Annotated in this window: 20 protein-coding genes; 9 read left to right on the top strand and 11 right to left on the bottom strand. The window is 56.0% G+C overall.

Annotated elements, in window-relative coordinates; genetic code table 11:
* Nucleotides 1–39: 39 nt before the first annotated feature.
* From HA50_RS29840 to HA50_RS31340, 11 genes are all read right to left on the bottom strand, one after another.
* Entirely contained in the window at nucleotides 40–387 is a 348-nt protein-coding gene (locus tag HA50_RS29840; RefSeq protein WP_084880998.1) for a YebG family protein, read from the bottom strand.
* A gap of 73 nt (nucleotides 388–460) precedes the next feature.
* The gene (locus HA50_RS29845) at nucleotides 461–1255 is read right to left on the bottom strand and encodes an SIR2 family protein (protein WP_084880999.1); all 795 of its coding nucleotides are present in this window, start codon (nucleotides 1253–1255) and stop codon (nucleotides 461–463) included.
* On the bottom strand, nucleotides 1252–1812 hold the full coding sequence (locus HA50_RS29850; protein WP_084881000.1) for a non-canonical purine NTP pyrophosphatase: 561 nt from the start codon (nucleotides 1810–1812) through the stop codon (nucleotides 1252–1254). The genes HA50_RS29845 and HA50_RS29850 overlap by 4 nt, the downstream gene beginning before the upstream one ends.
* 249 nt (nucleotides 1813–2061) lie before the next feature.
* A complete protein-coding gene (locus HA50_RS29855; protein ID WP_084881001.1) occupies nucleotides 2062–2856 on the bottom strand; it encodes an amino acid ABC transporter ATP-binding protein in 795 nt (264 codons plus the stop codon).
* A complete protein-coding gene (locus HA50_RS29860) occupies nucleotides 2840–3766 on the bottom strand; it encodes an amino acid ABC transporter permease (RefSeq protein ID WP_084881002.1) in 927 nt (308 codons plus the stop codon). The genes HA50_RS29855 and HA50_RS29860 overlap by 17 nt, the downstream gene beginning before the upstream one ends.
* Before the next feature lie 9 nt (nucleotides 3767–3775).
* A complete protein-coding gene (locus HA50_RS29865; protein ID WP_084881003.1) occupies nucleotides 3776–4288 on the bottom strand; it encodes a GNAT family N-acetyltransferase in 513 nt (170 codons plus the stop codon).
* Nucleotides 4289–4297: 9 nt separating this feature from the next.
* Nucleotides 4298–5233 carry an ABC transporter substrate-binding protein gene (locus tag HA50_RS29870; RefSeq protein WP_084881004.1) on the bottom strand — a complete coding sequence of 312 codons (936 nt, stop codon included), beginning with the start codon at nucleotides 5231–5233 and terminating at the stop codon, nucleotides 4298–4300.
* 15 nt (nucleotides 5234–5248) lie between these two features.
* Nucleotides 5249–6562 (bottom strand): LLM class flavin-dependent oxidoreductase, encoded by a 1314-nt coding sequence (locus HA50_RS29875; protein WP_084881005.1) that lies wholly within the window; start codon nucleotides 6560–6562, stop codon nucleotides 5249–5251.
* 52 nt (nucleotides 6563–6614) lie between these two features.
* Complete coding sequence (locus tag HA50_RS29880) at nucleotides 6615–7772, bottom strand: amidohydrolase (protein WP_084881006.1); 1158 nt, start codon at nucleotides 7770–7772, stop codon at nucleotides 6615–6617.
* Nucleotides 7773–7794: 22 nt separating this feature from the next.
* Entirely contained in the window at nucleotides 7795–8793 is a 999-nt protein-coding gene (locus HA50_RS29885) for an MsnO8 family LLM class oxidoreductase (protein ID WP_084881007.1), read from the bottom strand.
* Between the two features lie 244 nt (nucleotides 8794–9037).
* Nucleotides 9038–9847 (bottom strand): hypothetical protein, encoded by an 810-nt coding sequence (locus tag HA50_RS31340; RefSeq protein ID WP_139811099.1) that lies wholly within the window; start codon nucleotides 9845–9847, stop codon nucleotides 9038–9040.
* Nucleotides 9848–10137: 290 nt separating this feature from the next.
* On the opposite strand from HA50_RS31340, the gene HA50_RS29900 reads away from it, so the two are divergent.
* The 9 genes from HA50_RS29900 to HA50_RS29940 all read left to right on the top strand — a co-directional run bounded on the left by HA50_RS29900 (nucleotide 10138) and on the right by HA50_RS29940 (nucleotide 19919).
* Nucleotides 10138–11055 (top strand): alpha/beta hydrolase fold domain-containing protein, encoded by a 918-nt coding sequence (locus tag HA50_RS29900; protein WP_084881010.1) that lies wholly within the window; start codon nucleotides 10138–10140, stop codon nucleotides 11053–11055.
* A 149-nt stretch (nucleotides 11056–11204) separates the two neighbouring features.
* The gene (locus tag HA50_RS29905; protein ID WP_084881011.1) at nucleotides 11205–11417 is read left to right on the top strand and encodes a hypothetical protein; all 213 of its coding nucleotides are present in this window, start codon (nucleotides 11205–11207) and stop codon (nucleotides 11415–11417) included.
* A 199-nt stretch (nucleotides 11418–11616) separates the two neighbouring features.
* Nucleotides 11617–13239, top strand: coding sequence for a TIGR04028 family ABC transporter substrate-binding protein (locus HA50_RS29910; protein ID WP_084881012.1), 1623 nt, complete (start codon nucleotides 11617–11619; stop codon nucleotides 13237–13239).
* A 12-nt stretch (nucleotides 13240–13251) separates the two neighbouring features.
* Nucleotides 13252–14193 carry an ABC transporter permease gene (locus HA50_RS29915; RefSeq protein ID WP_208617362.1) on the top strand — a complete coding sequence of 314 codons (942 nt, stop codon included), beginning with the start codon at nucleotides 13252–13254 and terminating at the stop codon, nucleotides 14191–14193.
* The gene (locus HA50_RS29920; protein WP_084881014.1) at nucleotides 14193–15050 is read left to right on the top strand and encodes an ABC transporter permease; all 858 of its coding nucleotides are present in this window, start codon (nucleotides 14193–14195) and stop codon (nucleotides 15048–15050) included. The genes HA50_RS29915 and HA50_RS29920 overlap by 1 nt, the downstream gene beginning before the upstream one ends.
* Nucleotides 15047–16657 carry a dipeptide ABC transporter ATP-binding protein gene (locus HA50_RS29925; protein ID WP_084881015.1) on the top strand — a complete coding sequence of 537 codons (1611 nt, stop codon included), beginning with the start codon at nucleotides 15047–15049 and terminating at the stop codon, nucleotides 16655–16657. The genes HA50_RS29920 and HA50_RS29925 overlap by 4 nt, the downstream gene beginning before the upstream one ends.
* Nucleotides 16654–17649: a putative FMN-dependent luciferase-like monooxygenase gene (locus tag HA50_RS29930; RefSeq protein ID WP_084881016.1), complete on the top strand. Its 996-nt coding sequence runs from the start codon at nucleotides 16654–16656 to the stop codon at nucleotides 17647–17649. The genes HA50_RS29925 and HA50_RS29930 overlap by 4 nt, the downstream gene beginning before the upstream one ends.
* 12 nt (nucleotides 17650–17661) lie before the next feature.
* Nucleotides 17662–18765: an alkylhydroperoxidase domain protein gene (locus HA50_RS29935; protein ID WP_084881017.1), complete on the top strand. Its 1104-nt coding sequence runs from the start codon at nucleotides 17662–17664 to the stop codon at nucleotides 18763–18765.
* A gap of 2 nt (nucleotides 18766–18767) precedes the next feature.
* On the top strand, nucleotides 18768–19919 hold the full coding sequence (locus tag HA50_RS29940) for an amidohydrolase (RefSeq protein ID WP_084881018.1): 1152 nt from the start codon (nucleotides 18768–18770) through the stop codon (nucleotides 19917–19919).

Consider the following 19919-nt stretch of genomic DNA (forward strand, 5'->3'; position numbering starts at 1 on the left):
AAACAACAACGCCGTCATAAACGACGGCGTTGTTTCATATCAGGCGACCTTTACGGCGCGAACTTTCTTTTCCGGTGCATCGGCAGCCACTTCCCCGGCATCATCCGCTTCGGCTGTTTCAGCTGGCGCAGATTCTTCGGCGTTGACCGGTTCTGGCAACTTGCTGGTGCGCAGAATGTGTTGCACTGCGTCTTTCTGCTCAGCCAGTTGCAGGCCCAGCGCCTCGGCCTGGCTTTCATCCATCTCTGGATTATTTTGCAACAGCCAGTCAGTAAAGGCATCTGCCATATCGAGCATCTTGTCCCAGGCATCTGCGTCTTTTTTATTGGCAAACGTCATTTTCTCTTCACCCTTTCTGACCACAACATATTTGGTTTCGACTGCCATGATGCACCTCGTTAACTGTATTTATATACAGTATATTCCGAATTATCGTTGCAGGGCAATGGCTTTTTGCCCGTCAGGCGATCAATTCCTGCAAAAAATCCGCGAGTGCTTTACGCGGATCATCCTCTTCAGAGACGATCATCTCAATCCCCCACTGCCCCAATACCTCTTTTGCCACCGGATTATTACGGTTGGTAAACAGGTAGGATTTGGGCCGTGCTGACGCCAGACCGGTTCGTCCCCACATTTTCGTCAGCCGATAAAATAACAGACGGATATTAAAATCACTGATGCTGTAACCGACAAACAACACCGAATTCCCCATCACATCATGCGTCAGCTTAATATCCAGCGGGGAATCAAAATAGAGTCGTTCAAAGTAGCTGCTTTCGTCCAAAACAATCGAGGTATCATCATCGAAATCACCGTGTAATTTGATGATATGGCGCTTATCTTCCGTCAATGACACCAGATCAGCCGCGTTAGCCACTTTGCTGTAAGGTACATTATGCGCTTCGTGCGCCATCTCCAGCCAGCGATCGTAATTGGTGGTGTAAATCCGCGAGAAATTACCCTGAGTGATCATGGTATGAATTTCTGAACTGCGCACATCAATATCCGGGCGATGCCACTCGCGGTCCATCCAGCTGCGTAGCGGACCCAGTGACCCTTTACGTTGTTTGTAATACTCCGCCAGCGAAAGATGAGTGCCATAGGTATTGAAGATCTTAGGGTCATAACCGAGTTCATTGGCGAGATGCGCGATCAACTCATGCCACTCTGGCAACCCCAGGTTACGAGAGATACCCGCTCCGGCGAACAGGATTAGCTTACCGGCATCATAAGCACGTTTCAGTTCCGGTTTCATGCCAATCCCCGCGACGTTTTCAGAAAAGTGGCAAAACGATCCAGCGCCAGTCGCCGCATGGAAACCTCATTTTTTAACTCGCCCATTTCAGCAAAAGTTTGTGTATGTCCTTCAGGGATAAATACGCAATCCCACTGGAATTCACGCGGTCCGGCGGCCTCAGCAGCAATGGTGCCACGGACTTCACCTTCAAACAGATACATCTTACGACCATCACAGTAGCCGAGCACGGTTTTGGCCGTCACGCTCTGACTCTCCAGCCCCTGTACCAGCTTGGTAAAGCGCTCCGCCTCCAGGCGGTTCCAGAAGATGCGTGTCAGCCCGGCAGGCAGGCCGTTTAACCCGTCGAGGTATAAACCGGTATGTTCAACAAACAGCGGGCGGCCAATAATCGAGAACGCCTTGGTGAGCTTATCGCGCACCAGCTCGACCTCATTTTCTGTCTGGATTTCTTCAATACGGCGCGCGATGGGGAGCACCTCCACGCCCACCGGTTCGAGGATGGTACGTACCTCGGCCAGTTTATGCTCATTAGCAGAAAGAAAGCGTATTTTCATTGCAACCAGTTGATTTCAAATGGGTGAATAGCAGCAGATTATAAGTTTATGCCGCAGGATAGCTGCTTTCGATGACAGTTTATTGTGACGACGCGACTTTAGTCCCACCGTGTTTGTGAGGATAGTGCAGTTTATTCTGAATGCAACCGATTGACGCACAAAGGAGAAAAAGGATGGGCGGCGTTAATTATCTCTGGTTTGTCGGGTGCTTTGGCCGGGGCTGTCTGCCCCGGCGGTGACAATGAGGCATCACAACACCCGCGCCAGAAAACGTTTCGTGCGTTCGTGACGTGGCTGGTTCAACACCTGATGGCTGCTGCCCTGCTCAACGATGCGGCCATCGACCATAAACACCACGTTATCCGCCACCTCGCGCGCAAAGCCAATCTCGTGGGTGACAATCACCAGCGTGGTGCCGGATCGCGCCAGCTTTTTGATCACATCCAGCACTTCCCCCACCAGTTCCGGATCGAGCGCTGAAGTCGGTTCATCAAACAGCATCACACGCGGATTAAGCATCAGCGCCCGGGCAATGGCGATACGCTGCTGCTGTCCACCGGAAAGATGGCGAGGCCAGGCATCGGCCTTATGGCGTAAGCCCACAATATCCAGCAGCTCACCCGCCCGGATGACCGCCTCCCTGCGGGAAAGCTGACGATGTGCCACCGGTGCTTCAATCAGGTTCTCCAGCACCGTCAGATGCGGGAACAGATTGAAGTTCTGAAACACGTAGCCCACGTTGATACGCTGACGCAGAATGGCGTTCTCTTTCAGTTCATAAAGTTTATCGCCGCGGCGCTGATAACCGATGTACTCACCATCGATCTGGATAAACCCCTCATCCACCCGTTCCAGATGGTTGATGGTACGCAGCAGCGTCGATTTTCCTGAGCCGGAAGGGCCGAGGATCACCGTGACCGAACCCGGTGCCAGCTCCAGTGACACATCATCCAGCGCCTGATGGCTGCCAAAAAACTTGCTGACGCCAGTGATACTGATGGCACCGGTAGCGTGCAGATTGCGGTAATCAATGGCTTCGGACATGGGAGAACTCCTCGTTAGCGGCATCCGTTGCCACGCGATTGCGCCGTTGACGCCAGCGCGATGGTTGCGGTTCGCGGCTGACGCTACGCGCCAGCCAGCGTTCGACACTGTGTTGTAACAGCGACAATACGGTCGTGATGATCAGATACCAGACGGCACCGACCATCAGCAGCGGGATGACCTGCTGGGTGCGGTTGTAGATCATCTGAATGGTGTAAAACAGCTCCGGCATCGCCAGCACGTACACCATCGCCGTGCCTTTCGCGAGGCTGATCACTTCATTAAACGCGGTGGGAATAATGGCACGCAGTGCCTGCGGCAGAATGATGCGAAACGTACGACGCGATGAGGATAAACCCAGCGCGGAAGCAGCCTCAAACTGACCATGATCGACGCCGAGAAAACCGCCGCGAATGATCTCCGCACTGTAAGCGCTTTGCACCAGGGTCAGGCCAATCACCGCCGCCGGAAACTGCCCCAGCACGTTAATGGTCTGGAAGTGCCCCCATGATAACGCCGTGAACGGGACACCGAAGGAGAGCGTGTCGTACAAATAGGAGAAGTTATACAGAATGATCAGTACCACAATCAGCGGCAGCGATCGGAACAACCAGATATAGCCGAACGCCAGCGAACTCAGCAACCAGGATGATGACAAGCGTGCCAGCGCCAGCAGACCGCCAAATATCAGGCTGAAGAACGTGCCAAAAAGTGTCAGCAACAGAGTTTGCCCTAAGCCACTGAGGATCACCGGGTCGAAAAACCAGCGGGCAAACACGCCCCACTCCCAGCGTGGATTAAACGCTACCGAATCAATCACCCCTGCCAGGATAAACAGCGCGACAATGGCCCCGATAGTCCGAGCCGGATAGCGTGCAGGGACCACGGTTAAACGTTGTTCAGTTTTCATGCGGGTTCCTTAGCTGGCTTCGGCCACGCTATGCACATCGATCACCTTGAGAAAACGCAAACGCCCGTCATTGGGTGGCTGGCCATAGATCTCCATATCATCACGCAGTTCAAACTGCGGCTGATAACCATGGCCGATATACAACCGCACCGCTTCCGGCTGGCGAAAGCCGGTGGTGAGGTAGATACGCTGATAACCGGCGCGCTGCGCACGCCGCTCCAGCTCTTGCAAAATCAGCAACGCCAGCCCCTGGCGACGCAGATCCCCGCGTGTCCAGATGCGTTTCAGCTCGGCGGTGTGCTCGTCATAAGGTTTGTAGGCTCCCATCGCAATGATTTCTCCCTCCCGCTCCAGCACGATAAACAGGCCGCGCGGCGGTAAGTACCATTCGGTCAGTTCCACTTCTTTGCTGTTGCGGAAAAAATCACCGTAGCGGGCCTCATATTCACCAAACAATCCGTTCAGGATCGGTTGGAGTTCCGGCGCTTCCGGCGAAACCTCGCGGAAAAATTGCTGGCTCATCTCGTCTCCTTAATCGCCCAGACCGGCCGGATTCACTTCAGAATGATCGATGTGTTCTACACCCTCACCCCAGCGATTTAACACCCGCAGGTAATCACCGTTCTGCATCACGCCGTTAAGCGCGGTGCTGATCGGTTCTGCCAGGCCGCTGCCCTTTTTCACCGTCACCGCGATATGTGCCGCCTTTGGCCAGCCCCCGTCCACGCTGCCGACCAGACGTGTCTGCCCGGTCAGCGCGGCTTTCCATGCCCCAATCACATTCGGGCCGAAGTAAGCGTCAGCGCGACCGGATTGCAGCGCCAGAGTTTGAGCCGCGTCATCTTTGGTGTAGATCGGCGTGAACGGCTTCAGCCCTTTGGCCTGGTTCTCTTTATCCCACGCCAGCAGAATCGCTTCCTGATTGGTTCCGGAGCCGACGATGATGCGCAGCCCGGCGATATCTGCGGCTTTGGTCAGGGACTTAATCGGGCTGCTGGTTTTGACATAGAAACCGAGGGAGTCTTTACGGTAGGTGGCAAAATCAAAGCGCTCTTTGCGTTCTTTGGTCACGGTGATATTGCTGATGGCCGCATCGTATTTACCGGATGCCACTCCCAGCGGCCAATCCTCCCAGGAGGTCGGGACGATGTTAAGTTTCAACCCGAGGCTATCCGCCACCAGCCGGGCGATATCCACTTCACTGCCGAGTAACGTTTTGTTGTCATCGCTGAATACCGTTAGCGGCGGGGAGTTCTGCGCGGCCACTGCCACGGTAAAGCTACCCGGCACGGCAAAATGGTGTCCGGCGGGGATCTGCGCCACTGCTGCGCTATTTTTACCGGTGTTAATCGGGGTCTTGTTGGCTTCGAGACTGACCTGCTGACCATTCAGCGCCACCTCTTCGGCGATGGCGGCTGCGCTGCTGGTCAGTAATAACAGGGCGATGAGGGCGATCTTCTTCTGCATAGCGGCTACTCGCTTTTATTGTTGTGTGAACTGGTTTTGCGGATCCGGCAGGGCAAAACTGGCGCGTAACGTGCTGCCCGGGTATTCACGGCGCGACAAACCCCGCGCCTGTAAAATCGGTACCACGCGATCGACAAAACGTTCGAAGGTATCCGGCGTGCCACCCTGGATGATAAAGCCGTCTGTAGCTGCGCTTTCGAACCACAGTTGCAGGCCGTCGGCGACCTGCTCCGGCGTGCCGTGGAACAGCGGACGCGGCGTGGCCGCTTCAAGCGCGGCCTGACGCAGCGTATGGCCCTGCTCGCGTGCTTTGCGTTTGATCTCATCGGTGGTGCTGCGGAAGCTGTTCTGCCCAATATCACCAATATCGGGAAAGGGTTCATCCAGCGGATACTGCGAGAAATCGTGGTGATCAAAGAAACGTCCGAGATAATTCAGCGCATCGGTGATCGAGACCAGCGCTGCGGTGGTTTGATACTGGCGTTCCACATCGTCGGCATCATCACCCACAATCACGCTGACGCCCTGGAAAATATGTAAATCCTCTGGCTGACGACCATTCGCCACCAACTGCGTTTTCACATCCCGGTAGAATGCCTGGGCCTCTTCCCGCGTGGGCTGGTGAGTGAAAATCGCATCCGCATGGCGTGCGGCCAGCTTTTTACCGTCTTCGGATGCGCCAGCCTGGAAGATAATCGGGCGCCCCTGCGGCGTACGGGCGATGTTGAGCGGCCCCTGCACCTGGAAAAAATCACCATGATGATCCAGCGTGTGCAGTTTGGCGGGATCGAAGAACTGGCCGCTCTCCTTGTTGCGTATAAAGGCATCGCCTTCCCACGAATCCCACAACCCTTTCACCACCTGCAAATATTCATCGGCGATGCGATAGCGCAATGCGTGTTCCGGGTGTTGCTGACGCGAAAAGTTCTTCGCTGATCCTTCCAGCGGTGACGTCACCACGTTCCACCCTGCCCGCCCACCACTCAGATGGTCGAGACTGGCGAACTGACGCGCCACGGTAAAAGGTTCGCTGTAAGAGGTGGAAACGGTGCCCACTAATCCGAGATGCTGCGTCACGCCAGCCAATGCCGACAGCAGCGTCAGGGGTTCGAAACGGTTGAGGAAATGAGGAATCGACTTTTCATTAATAAACAGGCCATCGGCAACAAACAGGAAATCCAGCTTGCCCTGTTCTGCTTTGCGCGCGATATGCCTGGCGTAGTCAAAATTGATGCTGGCGTCTGCCTGTGCTGCCGGATGGCGCCAGGCAGACATATTGCCGGATGCGCCGTGCAGAATCGTGCCCAGTCGCAGTTGTCTTGTCGTCATAATCGTTTCTCTCTGTCCATAGCGCATGTCGATTAAAAGATGGGGTAATTTGTTAGCTCAGGATGACGTCACGACATCGTGCGTTGAGATGTTGCAACGCCTGCTGAGCCAGTTGTGCGAAGTAACTGGCAGCGGGAGCGATCAAGGCTTCATCCGGGTTAAATCCGCCATGATGCAGACCAAAATCGCTGGCGCTGCCGATGCTGACAAAAGCACCGGGGATCAGTTGCAGGTAAAAGGCAAAGTCCTCACCGCCGAGGTGCAGATCGGCGGTTTGCACCCGATAGCCGGCCTGTTGCGCGAGATGGCTGGCAAACGCTGCCCATTGTGGGTCGTTCTCCAGCACCGGCGGACCGGCGTGCCAGCTCAGAGTGGCAGTGGCACCCTGCGCGGCGGCGACACTTTCCACCAGACGACGCACGCGTTGTTCCAGCTGTTGCCGGACCAGCAAATCATGCGTACGTGCGGTACCACCAAACTCAACTTCCCCCGGCAGCACATTCCAGGTTTTGCCGCCGTCGATGCGGGTAATGCTGAGCACCAGGCTGTCGAGGGTATTAAAACTGCGGCTGGTCAGGGATTGCAGCGCCTGAATGATCTGGCTGGCGACCACGATGCTATCCACCCCCTGTTCCGGATGCGCCGCATGGGCCCCTTTACCGTTGACGCGAATCACAAAGCGATCGGCATTGGCATAAAAAGCACCGCCGCGCGTGGCGAAGGTACCCGTCGGCAATCCTGGCTCGTTGTGCATACCGAAAATCGCCTGCACATCCTGCAACACGCCCGCCCGGATAAATTGCCGTGCACCGGTGGCATTCTCTTCACCTGGCTGAAATAGAATGCGAATACGCCCCGGCAACTGCGCTTCCTGCGCTTTAAGTTGCAGTGCCGCGCCCAGCATCACCGCGCTGTGCACATCATGTCCGCAGGCGTGCATCACTCCGGTATGGCGCGAGCGATAGGGCAATCCGGTCGCTTCATGGATCGGTAAGGCATCGATATCTGCGCGTAGCGCAATCACGGTGTCACCCTGGCCGATTTCCGCCACCACGCCCGTTTCCAGCGCATAATCCAGCAGACGTATCCCTGCCGCCTGCAACCATCCACGCAGCCGTGCGGTGGTCTCAACTTCGTGGCTGGAGAGTTCCGGCCAGCTATGCAGCTCGCGCCGCCAGTCAATCAGCTGCTGTTGTGAAAATTGCGTCATGGGTGTCTCCGGAGTGCGTCGTTCAGGCTGCAACCAGACGATGGGTTGCCAGCAGTTCGAGGGATTTCAGACGGGCATGCTCATCCACCACCGGTGAATCAATCACAAACTCGTCGATGCCGAAGTTTTGATGCAGTGCCTCAAGCTGCGCATGTACCTGGGCGGCCGTGCCTTTCAGCAAAGAAGGTGTACGCGGTTCAATCACATAATCGTGGTACCCGCCCTGGCGTACATAGCGTTCTGCCTGCTCAATGCTGCCGACATTAACGCTTTGGCCGTCTTGCACCGTGACGCGATAAAAGCGCAGGTTGCTGACCAGCAGATCAGCTTCTGCCGGGGAATCCGCCACCACCACCTGCACCGCCACCAGCGCGCGCTGGCCGTGGCTGAGCTGGTGGTAACGTCCCAGCACCTTTTCCAGCAGTTGACGATCACCATTGAGATGGGCAGCAAACACCAGTTGCCAGCCGAGTTCTGCCGCCAGTTGAGCACTCTCTTCACTGGCTCCCAGCAGGAATCGATTGGCTGGACGGGCGGGCTGTGGAGTTGCGTTAAGGGTTTCCTCATCACTGTATTGCGCCGCGGGTTGTAACCAGCCATCCAGCAACGCCAGCTGCTCAGCAAAACTGCCTTTTTCATCCTGATGAACGCCCAGCTGGAGCGCCCGGGTGGACAGCGGCAGCCCACCGGGTGCCTTGCCAACGCCAAGATCGATACGACCCGGTGCCAGCGACGCCAGCAGATTAAAGTTTTCTGCCACTTTATACGGGCTGTAGTGCTGCAACATCACGCCACCCGAGCCAACGCGGATATGATGTGTCTGACCAATAATCCAGGCGATCAGTAATTCCGGTGCCGGGCTGGCCAACTGGGCCGAGTTATGGTGTTCAGCCAGCCAGAAGCGGTGATATCCCCATGCTTCTGCCTGTTGTGCCAAATGCAGGGTGCGGTGCAACGCGTGAGTTGCACTCTCTCCTTCGGCAATCGGCGATTTATCCAGCAAACTGAGTCGGTATGACATACGCCTTATCCTTTCTGCAATGAATATGGCGGCTAGTGTGGAACGGGGCTTTTATTTCGTAAAACAACAAATTCGACAAAGTGAATTAGGAAAATGGAAATAGGAGTGGCATTTTTGGCGGCCTGGCTAATAACCGTAGCGGCGTGATTTATCACGCGGGGTTTACCGCCACCCGGCAAAAAATTGCGCGATAAATCGCGCCGCTACGGATCCGCGCGGTAATTGACACTCAATTTTTGATGATTTACAGCCGGGTATCCATTGGCTGAGCGCTTCTGTTTTTAATTATCTCAAGGATTTTTTGCAGTTCTGGTTTATAGACTGAGGAAGAATTATTCAGACTGTCTTCATCTATCCTCAATTCTAACCTCCCCCAAATATCAATGATTTCCCTGACGACCTCACTGGAATCGCCCTGTGCATATGAGCGGTCAGCGATCAAAACCCCTTTCGGCGTGTTCGACATAATACCAGGCCGTTCGATAGTCGAACTCACTTCGCCATATTCTTTCGCAAGATCATGTAATTTTTTCACCCCACCCATATTTCTTAGCGTATAGGTCGGTACATCTTTAATGACATTGAATACAGGAATTTCTTTACCGACTATTTTAGACCCATGCCTGACGCCCGCCATACGCAAATAAACCTGCAACTCATCCTGGAGCTTTATTTTTTCAAAATAAAATGTTTTATGCTTTTCAAGAATTTCTCGTCCTTTATCCGGATGAATGATTTCAATCTGGGAAAAAATCGGTGGGCGTTGTTCAAACAAAACCTGGAACCGTGCGCCCAATTGTCTTATTTCCTCCACATGTTGTGACTCTTCGTAACTCAGAGGATTGGTATAGGCTTGAGGCGGTTGGAAATCACTCGGCCCAGAATAACCGTCATAGGATGGCGGCGCGACAGGCATCTGCGGATTATTCGATGCAGGTAATAGCGTTAGCTGAGATAATCGCGCAACCGGCAGGCGTGGTGCCGGACGGTTATTGCCCCGCCTGGCCGAAGAGGCTGCCATATGAACAAAAGGAAAACCGATACGATCGGACATGTTTACACTCCCTGGTTTAGATGATTTTTATTTCCAAAGTCGCTGCTATGGATTTATGTGCTTAACAGTAAGCGATACTGATAAAAATAAAATGGTATTGGTTATGATAATTCACTGAAGGTCACATCATAAAAATCATGTCAACCGCCAAAATGATTTATCTCTGAAATAAATTACATATAAGGTTTTATTTATGACAACTGAAAACATCTTCTGTACAGCGCCATTGGAATAAACCATTATCGGGAACAGCTGAAACTATTCGCTTTTGCTAACCGGAGATTCTGTCTATGTCACAGCATGCTTATAAACCTGGCGAAACGCGCCATCCCTTGTCTGCCCACGATCGCACGCGTGCGCCACAAATCATCGCGGCAATGGACCAGTTGCGAGCGAACTTTTCCGGCACGATGCGGGAAATGTATGACCAGATGCTGGCAGGGACACCTATTGCCCCAGGTATAGTCACCGAATACATCGAGCAGGACGGGATACAGGGTTGGTGGGTGAAACCGGAACAGCAAACAGATTCGCGAGCAGTAGTGTTTATTCATGGCGGTGGTTATACGCTGGGCAGTGCCATCGCCTATCGGGGTTTTGCCAGTCAGTTAGCGGCGCGCACCGGTATTGCCACATTTGTCCCGGACTATCCTTTAACCCCAGAACATCCCTTCCCGGCAGCACCGGAGGCGCTTGCGCGACTTCCTGGCTGGCTGGCGACCCAGGGAATGACTCAGCTGGCGTTAGCAGGGGATTCTGCCGGCGGTGCACTGGTGCTGGGATTGTTACAAAACCCGCAGGTGGCGGCTGATGTGGCTTCTGCCGTGGTGTTTTCGCCGTATCTCGACCTGGCGTTTACCGGGGACTCCTTTAATAATCCGGCGACTCACGACCCCATTTTCCATCCTGAAATACTGACTCAACTGGCAGGGATTTATCTCAATGGCACCCCCGCCACCAACGGCTTAGCATCACCGTTGTACGACGTACCCGAACGCTTACCCCCGCTGGCAATTCAGGTGGGAACAGACGAATTGTTGCTGGATGATGCCACACGTTATGCCGCCGCTGCGGCAGCACGAGGCGGTGAAGTGTGTCTGGATATTTATGAAGGTATGCATCATGTATTTCAGAGCGAAATAGAACTGGAAGCTGCGCGCCATGCACTGGATGCCGCTGCAGAGTTTATTACCCGCCACTGGCGATAAATAGACATGCTTGCATTCTGTCTGCTGTGCCAGATGCAGGGGGCGTTGCTCAACCGTCCCAAGGTTCGCGTTCCCGGTGGGAATGGATTAATGGCATACGGACGCATTGATGTTCGTGGTATCCCTGATTTCTCTAAATGCAGTGTGAAATGAAAATAATCATCTTTATCGTAATTGTCATTGCTGGAATCGTGTTTATACCTGACACAGTTGTCGGCCATGTTGTGGACAGTCTGGGTTTAGCTCAAGGTGATGGCGAGGAGGGAATGAGTAATTTCTTTTTTATCATTTTGTTAATCAAGACCGCTTTTTCAGCCGCCATTGCCCTGCTGATTCTATGCAGATATCGGAAGCCTCAATGAGGAATTAATTAATGGAATGGAGATTGAAGTGTACTCACCCTGTGACCTATCTGATTAAAGGACCAAATTAAGCTCCAGGCTATTGAGCATTTACCTTTTTCAGCAAAGCTTAGTGCATTTCCTTGGTTCAACTCCCCGACGCGGCGTTCGATGATAAAAACCGCCCGTCGGGTAATTGATAACAAAGGAATTCACCATCATGAAGCAACGTTTTCACTTGCAGGCATTCAGTTTTGCTCTGCTGACAGGGATATTCAGTGCTCACGCAGCGGACACGCCGGTTAAAGGCGGCACGCTGATTTATCTGGAGCAACAACCACATACCAACCTTTATCCTCCGGCGGGTGGTTTCTATCCCAACGGTGGCATCCTGAATCAGATCACCGATAAGCTCACCTGGCAAAACCCTAAAACCTTACAGGTTGAACCCTGGATTGCCGAAAGCTGGAGCAGCAACGCCAACAAAACCGAATACACCTTCAAAATTCGTCCGGGTGTGACCTTCTCCGACGGCACACCGCTGGATGCTAACGCGGTGGCAAAAAACTTTGATACCTATGGTCTGGGGAATAAAGCGCAGCGTTTGCCGGTGTCTGAGGTGATTAATAATTACGATCATAGCGAAGTGATTGATCCGCTGACGGTGAAGTTTTATTTCACCAAACCCTCGCCGGGCTTTTTACAAGGCACCGCCACCATCGGATCGGGACTGGTGTCCCTCAGCACTTTAAAACGCAGCTTCGATCAGTTGGGCGATGCGCGCCATATTATTGGCTCAGGCCCGTTTGTGGTCAGCAATGAACAGCTGGGCCGCGAGGTCGATCTGGTGGCGCGCAAGGATTACCACTGGGGGCCGAAAAATATTGCGCAGCAAGGCCCGGCCAATCTCGACGGCATCAAATTTATCGTTACACCGGAAGACAGCGTGCGCATTGGTGCATTGCTGGCAGGCCAGGCTGATTTTATTCGCCAGGTGCAGGCGTATGACGAAAAACAGGCCAAAGAACAAAACTTCCCGATTTATGCCGCTCCGACGCGTGGCGTCAATGACAGTATCAGCTTCCGCCCGGATAACCCGCTGGTCAGCGACCTGAAAGTGCGCCAGGCACTGCTGCACGCCACCAACGCACAACAGGTGGTGCAAACCCTGTTCTCCCCTAACTATCCGCAGGCCACCTCAGTGATTGCCGCAAGCGCGGCGGGTTACGTCAATCTGAGCGACAAACTCAACTATGACCCGACACTGGCGAAACAACTGCTGGATGAAGCAGGCTGGAAAGTGGGTAGCGACGGGATCCGCGAAAAAGGTGGCGAGAAACTGGCGTTGACGGTGTACGAATCCCCGCCGCAGCCACAGAACAAAGAAGTGCTGCAACTGGTAGCCCAGCAATGGCGTCAGGTGGGTGTCGCCCTGACGGTGAAAGCCGGTGATGCAGGCAGCAAAACGCTGGATAACCTGGACCCGCTGAAAACCCCACTGACGGTCTCCGAAGTGGGACGTGCCGACCCGGATGTGGTGAAAAGTATGTTCTATCCCACCAATCGCGATGCGTTGCTGCAAAAAGGCGGCTCCAGCGACAAAGTGAAAAGCTTCCGCGACGACAAACTGAATACGCTGCTGGTCAATATCTCGGCCGAGGTTGATGCGCAAAAACGCCTGCAACTGACCGGTGATGCGCAGCGTTATCTGCTCGACAACGCCTATGTCATCCCCATCTTCGAGGAACCGCAGGTGTTTGCCGGTGCGCCCTGGTTAAAAGGCGTCAGTTTTGAAGCGGTGGGCCGCCCGTCGTTCTACGGCGCGTGGCTGGAAAAACACTAAGGCAGGTTGATGATGCAACATTCTCTGCTGCACAGATTAGGTCAAAGCCTGCTGGTACTGTGGGCGGCGTTCACCCTGTCATTCTTGCTGCTGCAGGTGCTGCCGGGGGACGCGATTCTGATTAAGTTTCAGAACCCGGATCTTGGCCTTAGCCCGGCGCAAATTGCCGAGATGCGGCTGGCCTACGGTGCTGACAACCCAATCTGGCAGCAGTATGGGCATACCCTGTTTGCCATGCTGCGTGGCGATTTCGGTTACTCGGTGCAGGCGGGCGTTCCGGTCAGCGAACTGATCGCCAGCAATCTGCCCGCCACGTTAAGCCTGGCGCTGCCGGGCTTTTTACTGGCGGCGTTGCTGGCGTTTGCCCTGGCAGCGTTATCTCGGCTGCCGGGATTACGCCTGCTGCGCACATTTTTGCAGTCCATTCCGGCGTTGTTTGTCTCACTGCCGACGTTCTGGCTTGGTATCGCGCTCATCCAGGTATTCTCGTTCCAGCTGCGCTGGATTCCGGTCATCAATCCTTCAGCGTTACAGGGGCTGATTCTGCCAGTGATCACGGTGGCGGTGCCCATCTCCGCGCCACTGGCGCAGATCCTGCTGCGGAGTATTGATGACGTCTCCACCCAACCCTTCGTGGCAGTAGCACGAGCCAAGGGCGCGAGTGAAAACCGGGTGTTGTGGCGTCACGTATTGCGCAATGCGCTGCTGCCGGTGCTGAACGTGGCCGGTTTACTGCTCGGCGAATTGATTGCCGGAGCGCTGATTACCGAAACAGTATTTGGCCTGAGCGGGCTGGGACAGCTGACGCAACAGGCGGTCAACAATCAGGATGTCGCGGTACTTCAGGCGGTGGTGATGATCTCCGCGCTGGGGTTTGTGCTGATTAATTTGCTGGTCGATTTGTTGATGCCGCTGCTTGATCCCCGGCTCCAACCGATCGCAGGAGGTCACTGATGAGTCTGGTGGATTACGCGGCGGCCCGTCTGAGTTCGCGCAGGAAACATCGCTGGCACGGCGTACAACTGCAACCCGGCCTTTGGCTGGCATGGGTGGTGATGATACTGGCGCTACTGGCGGCTTTTGCGCCCGGATTGTTTAGCCACTTCAGCCCCACGGAAGGCATTGCTGGCGCACAGCGCCTGCCTCCGCAGGCAACTTACTGGCTCGGTACTGACCAGTTAGGCCGCGATCTGTTCACCCGCATCGTTTATGGCGCATCGCAGTCGCTGGCGGCGGCATTTGCTGCGGTGGCGATGGGCCTGATTGTCGGCACCGCACTGGGCGTGATCGCCGGAGCGGTCGGGCAGCGCACCGAAACCTTACTGATGCGGCTGGTGGATGTACTGCTCTCCATCCCGTCCCTGCTGCTCTCGCTGAGCATCCTGATTTTGCTGGGTTTTGGCACGGTACACGCTGCGCTGGCGGTGGGGATTGCTTCCATTGCCAGTTTCGCCCGCCTGGCGCGCGGTGAAGTGGTACGCGTGCGGCGTAGCGAGTTTGTCGAGGCTGCCTACGGCAGTGGCGGCAGTTTCTGGACCGTGCTGTGGCGGCATATCCTGCCGAATTCGCTGACAGCAGTGATCGCCTACGCGGCATTGCAATTTGGTCAGGCGATTCTGGCGCTTTCAACTCTGAGTTTTCTCGGCTATGGCACGCCGCCACCGACCCCGGAATGGGGGTTACTGATCGCTGAAGGCCGCAACTATCTGGCAACCGCCTGGTGGCTGACGATCTTCCCCGGCATTGTGGTGGTGGCGGTGGTGCTGGCAGCCAATCGTATTAGCCAGCAACTGGCGGGAGGGACGAAATGAGCACGATCCTGGCAATTGAAAACCTCACCCTGAGCTATCGCCAGCAAGGCGAATGGCGTCCGGTGGTGCATAACGTCAGTTTTAACCTACAGGCGGGGGAAATGGTGGCGCTGGTGGGTGAATCGGGTTCCGGCAAAACCACCACCGCACAGGCGATCATCGGCCTGCTGGCGGAAAATGGCCGCCGCGACAGTGGCCGCATTGTGCTGAACGGAACTGATATCAGCGGCTGGTCCGCCAAACGGCTGGACAGCCTGCGCGGCGTGCGCATCAGCCTGGTGCCGCAGGATCCCGGCAACTCACTCAATCCGGTGAAAACCATCGGTGAACAGGTGGGTGAAATGCTGCAACTGCACCTGCGTATCAGCCGTAAAGAACGCCAGCAGCGGGTGATTGAGCTATTGAACCGCGTGGGATTGAGCCACCCTGAGCAGCGCGTGGATCAGTACCCGCATCAACTCTCCGGCGGCATGAAACAACGCGTCCTGATCGCCATCGCCCTCGCCCTGCGTCCGCAAATCATCATTGCCGATGAGCCGACCAGCGCACTGGATGTCACGGTGCAAAAACGCATTCTCGATTTGCTCGATATCCTGCGGCGCGAATCCGGCACGGCGGTGTTATTTGTCACGCACGACCTGGCGCTGGCGGCTGAACGCGCTGACCGGCTGCTGGTTTTTCGTCACGGCGAGATCCAGGAACAGGGCGATACCACGCGGGTGATCAATGCCCCACAGCATCCCTACACCCGGCAGCTGTTGCAGGATGCCGCGCTGGATTCACTGGCGCTGTTGCCGCCACCTGCGACAGCGCTTGCTACCCCGGCAATTCAGCTTGCTGCCATCAATAAACGTTTCCGGCTTGGGCGTCAGCAGCAGTTTCAGGCATTAAACGCCGTCAGCGTCAACGTGCCGCGCGGCACCACCCATGCGCTGGTTGGTGAGTCAGGATCGGGCAAAACCACGCTGGCGCGCATTCTGCTGGGATTTGAACAGGCCGACAGTGGCCGCGTGGTGATTGACGGTATCGATGCCAGTGGCCTGAGTAACGAAGCGCGACGTCAGCTGCGGCGTAAAATTCAGTTCGTGTATCAGAACCCCTATGCCTCACTTGATCCACGTCAGACGTTGTTTGCCATCATCGAAGAACCGCTGCGCAATTTTGCCCGCCTGACAGCGGAACAACGTCGCCAGCGTGTTACCGCCGTCGCACAGCGAGTGGCGTTGCCACTGGAGTTACTGACGCGTAAAGCGCGCGAGTTGTCCGGCGGCCAGCGTCAGCGCGTGGCGATTGCCAGGGCGTTAATTGTTGAACCGGCGATTCTGGTACTGGATGAAGCCACCTCGGCACTGGATGTCACCGTGCAGGCGCAAATTCTGCAACTGCTGCAACAGTTGCAGCGCGATCTCGGCCTGACCTATCTGTTTATTACTCACGATCTCGCCACCGTACGGCGACTGGCGCATAGCGTCACGGTGTTGCGCGCCGGGGAAGTGGTGGAGCAGAGTGACGTTGTCACGCTATTTGCTGCCCCCCGTCATCCCTACACCCGGTCATTAATTGAGGCGATTCCCGCTTTCCGTCCGCTGATTAAGGAGTCTGCATGACGTGTAAACGCATTGGTTTTTTCACCCGCCTGCTCGATGAAGGTAGCGCACAGCTGCGCTACCGGCTGGCTACCGAGCAAATCCAGCACGCAGAACGCTTTGGCTTTGATAGCGCATGGATTGCGCAGCACCATTTTCACGAGCATGAAGGTGGCCTGCCATCACCGCTGGTGTTTCTCGCGCATATCGCGGCCCATACCCGCACCATTCGTCTCGGTACCGGCATCATTACCCTGGCACTGGAAAATGCGCTGCGCGTCGCTGAAGACGCCGCGGTGCTGGATTTGCTCAGCAACGGACGCCTTGAGGTCGGTTTTGGTTCCGGCGGCACTGCCACTTCCTTCCTGCCGTTTGGCCTGACCATCGAGCAACGCGCCCCCTTCTTTGCCGAACAACTGCATAGCGTACTGAGCGCCTGGCGTGGCGATACCCTGGCGCATCCGGATAACCATCTTTATCCCGCCGCACCGACGTTATCGCAACGCGTCTGGATCGCGACGTTTTCCGTTGAGGGCGCTGCGCGCGCCGGTCAGGCGGGGCATGGCCTGATGTTATCGCGCACCCAGCCGCGTCCCGTCGGACAAGAAGATTTGCCACTGGATGCGTTGCAGAACCCGATGATCGACGCCTATCTGGCTGCGCTGCCGGAAGGGATTGCGCCGCGTATTCTCGCCTCACGCACCGCCTTCGTCGCAGACTCCACCCACTATGCGCGTCGCCTCGCCGAACCGGGCCTGCAGCGCCAGGCTGACCAGTTCCAGGCCAGCGGGCACAGCATCCTGGGCGCGTCACTGGATGATCATATCCGTCAGTTTGACGCCCATCTCGGCGATCCCGCCGCGGTGCTGGCCTCGCTGGCGCAGGATAGCGTGCTGGCACGTGCCACCGATATCACCTTCCAGGTGCATTCGATTGATCCTCCCCATGCCGATATTTTGCGTTCGATTGAACTGATTGCCGACCACATCGCGCCACCGCTGCGCAACGCATAACAGGAGAAATTCATGTCTCAACCCGATGATTTGCTGGCAGCGCTGGCCGATATTGATCCCGCCTCAGCGCTGGCGCAGGCACGCGCGCAACGTGATGCCGCCACCCGTCACACTCAGGGCAGCTATGAGGTGTTATTTAGTCAGCATGATGACGATTTCCCTTTGCCGGAACGTTTCGCACTGGCTGCTCAGGTTGCCGCCTGGCATGGCGAAGTGACTTTACAGGCGCACTACCAACGTCAGATACAGGATGCGCAGCACAGCGCGCGCGAAGAAGCGGGACGGGCTTTCGCCGAGCTGCTCACTTTCCATCCGGTAGAGGCCTCGCCGCAGCACATTGCCAATCTGCAAAGCGCAGGCTGGACAGCGCGCGGTATTGTCACACTGGCGCAACTGATCGCGTTTGTCAGCTTTCAGAGCCGTCTGCTGGCCGGTTTCCGCCTGCTCAACGGCGATGACTTACACACCCAGCAGCACGCCGTAGCCGGAAAATGGCATAGCGCGCCACTCACCTTTAGCGGCAAAACCGCCCTCACCGCCTTTACCCAGCAGAAACTGGGATGGGAACCCTGGCTGGCCGCCAAACCGCTTGAAGAATTTGACGCCACGGAAAAAGCCACGCTGGCGCGTTTTGGCCATAGCGATTCTGACTATTTCCGCCTGCTGGGGCGCAACCTGCCGCTGCTGGAGCAGCGTACCCTGGCCGATAAAGGCATCTTTTATACCGCAGGTGGCCTGCCACGCGCCGAACGTGAACTGGCGGCCACGGTGGTCAGTAAGGTCAACGGTTGCATCTATTGCGCCTCAGTCCATGCCCGTAAAGCCAGTCAGCTGGCGAAACAGGAGGCTGCGGTGCAGAAGTTGCTCAACGTGGTGCCGGGCGCGGAACTGTCACACGGGCAGTCACCGCGCTGGCAGGCGCTTATCGATTTCAGCGCCGCGTTGTCCGTCACCCCGGCCAGTGCCAGCCAGGTACAGTTGCAGGCGCTACGCGCGCATGGGCTGGATACCTTGCAGCTGCTGGATCTGGTGCAGTCCACCGCCTTCTTCGCCTGGGCCAACCGCCTGATGCTGACGCTGGGCGAACCCTTCCTGCCTGAAGACGCCAAAGGATAACTATGACAGCCCTTTCCACTGAACAACTTGTCCACTGGCGACGTGAACTGCATCAGCATCCTGAATTATCTAATCAGGAACACGCCACCACCGCGCGCATCACCCGCTGGTTGCAACAGGCTGATATTCGTTTGTTACCGCTGGCACTGGAAACCGGAGTAGTGGCGGAGATGGGTCAGGGCGACACGGTGATTGCCCTGCGCGCCGACATCGATGCTTTGCCGATTGAGGAAATCACCGACCGTCCGTGGAAATCACAGCAAAAAGGGGTGATGCATGCCTGCGGCCATGATCTGCACAGCAGCGTGATGCTCGGCGTGGCGCATCAGCTCAAACGGATTGAAGCGCAGTTGCCAGGCCGGGTGCGGATTCTGTTTCAACCCGCCGAGGAAACCTTTAATGGCGCACAGCAGCTGATTGATGCCGGAGCATTGCAAAACGTGCAGGCTATTTTTGGTTTGCACAATGCACCGGATTTGCCGGTGGGTACGTTGCGCACGCGCGGCGGTGCCTTCTATGCCAACGTGGATCGTTTTCAGATACACATTCACGGCAAAGGCGCGCACGCGGCGCGACCTCACGAAGGTGTTGATGCGATTGTCATCGCCAGCCATATCGTCACTGCGCTGCAAAACCTGCCTGCTCGCGTGTTTAGCGCGCTGGAATCGGTGGTGGTCAGCGTGACGCGCTTCACTGCCGGTAATAGCTGGAATGTCCTGCCACATCAGGTGGAGCTGGAAGGCACGGTACGTACCCATAACGCGCAGATTCGTGAACAGGTAGCGCATAAAATACGCAACCTGATCGCGGGTATCGCGGCCGGGTTTAATGGCGAGGCTGAGCTGCTGTGGCAGCCAGGCCCTCCTTCGCTGGTGAATACACCCGCCTGGGCCGACTTCGCGCTGCGTCTGGCGCAGCAGCAGGGATATCAGACGGAAGTGGCAATCCCACAGATGGGCGGTGAGGATTTTGCGTTTTATCTGCACCATGTGCCCGGCACCTTTGTCAGTATCGGCAGTGCCAGCACGCAGGGCCTGCATCATCCCGCATTCGACCCGGATGAAGCGATGCTTGCACCCGCAGTGGCGTACTTTACCGCTCTCGCACAACAGGCGCTGGCTGAGGTGCAGCAAACTCAGGAACTGGCCTCGTGA

The organism is Pantoea cypripedii (assembly GCF_002095535.1).
GTDB lineage: Bacteria > Pseudomonadota > Gammaproteobacteria > Enterobacterales > Enterobacteriaceae > Pantoea > Pantoea cypripedii.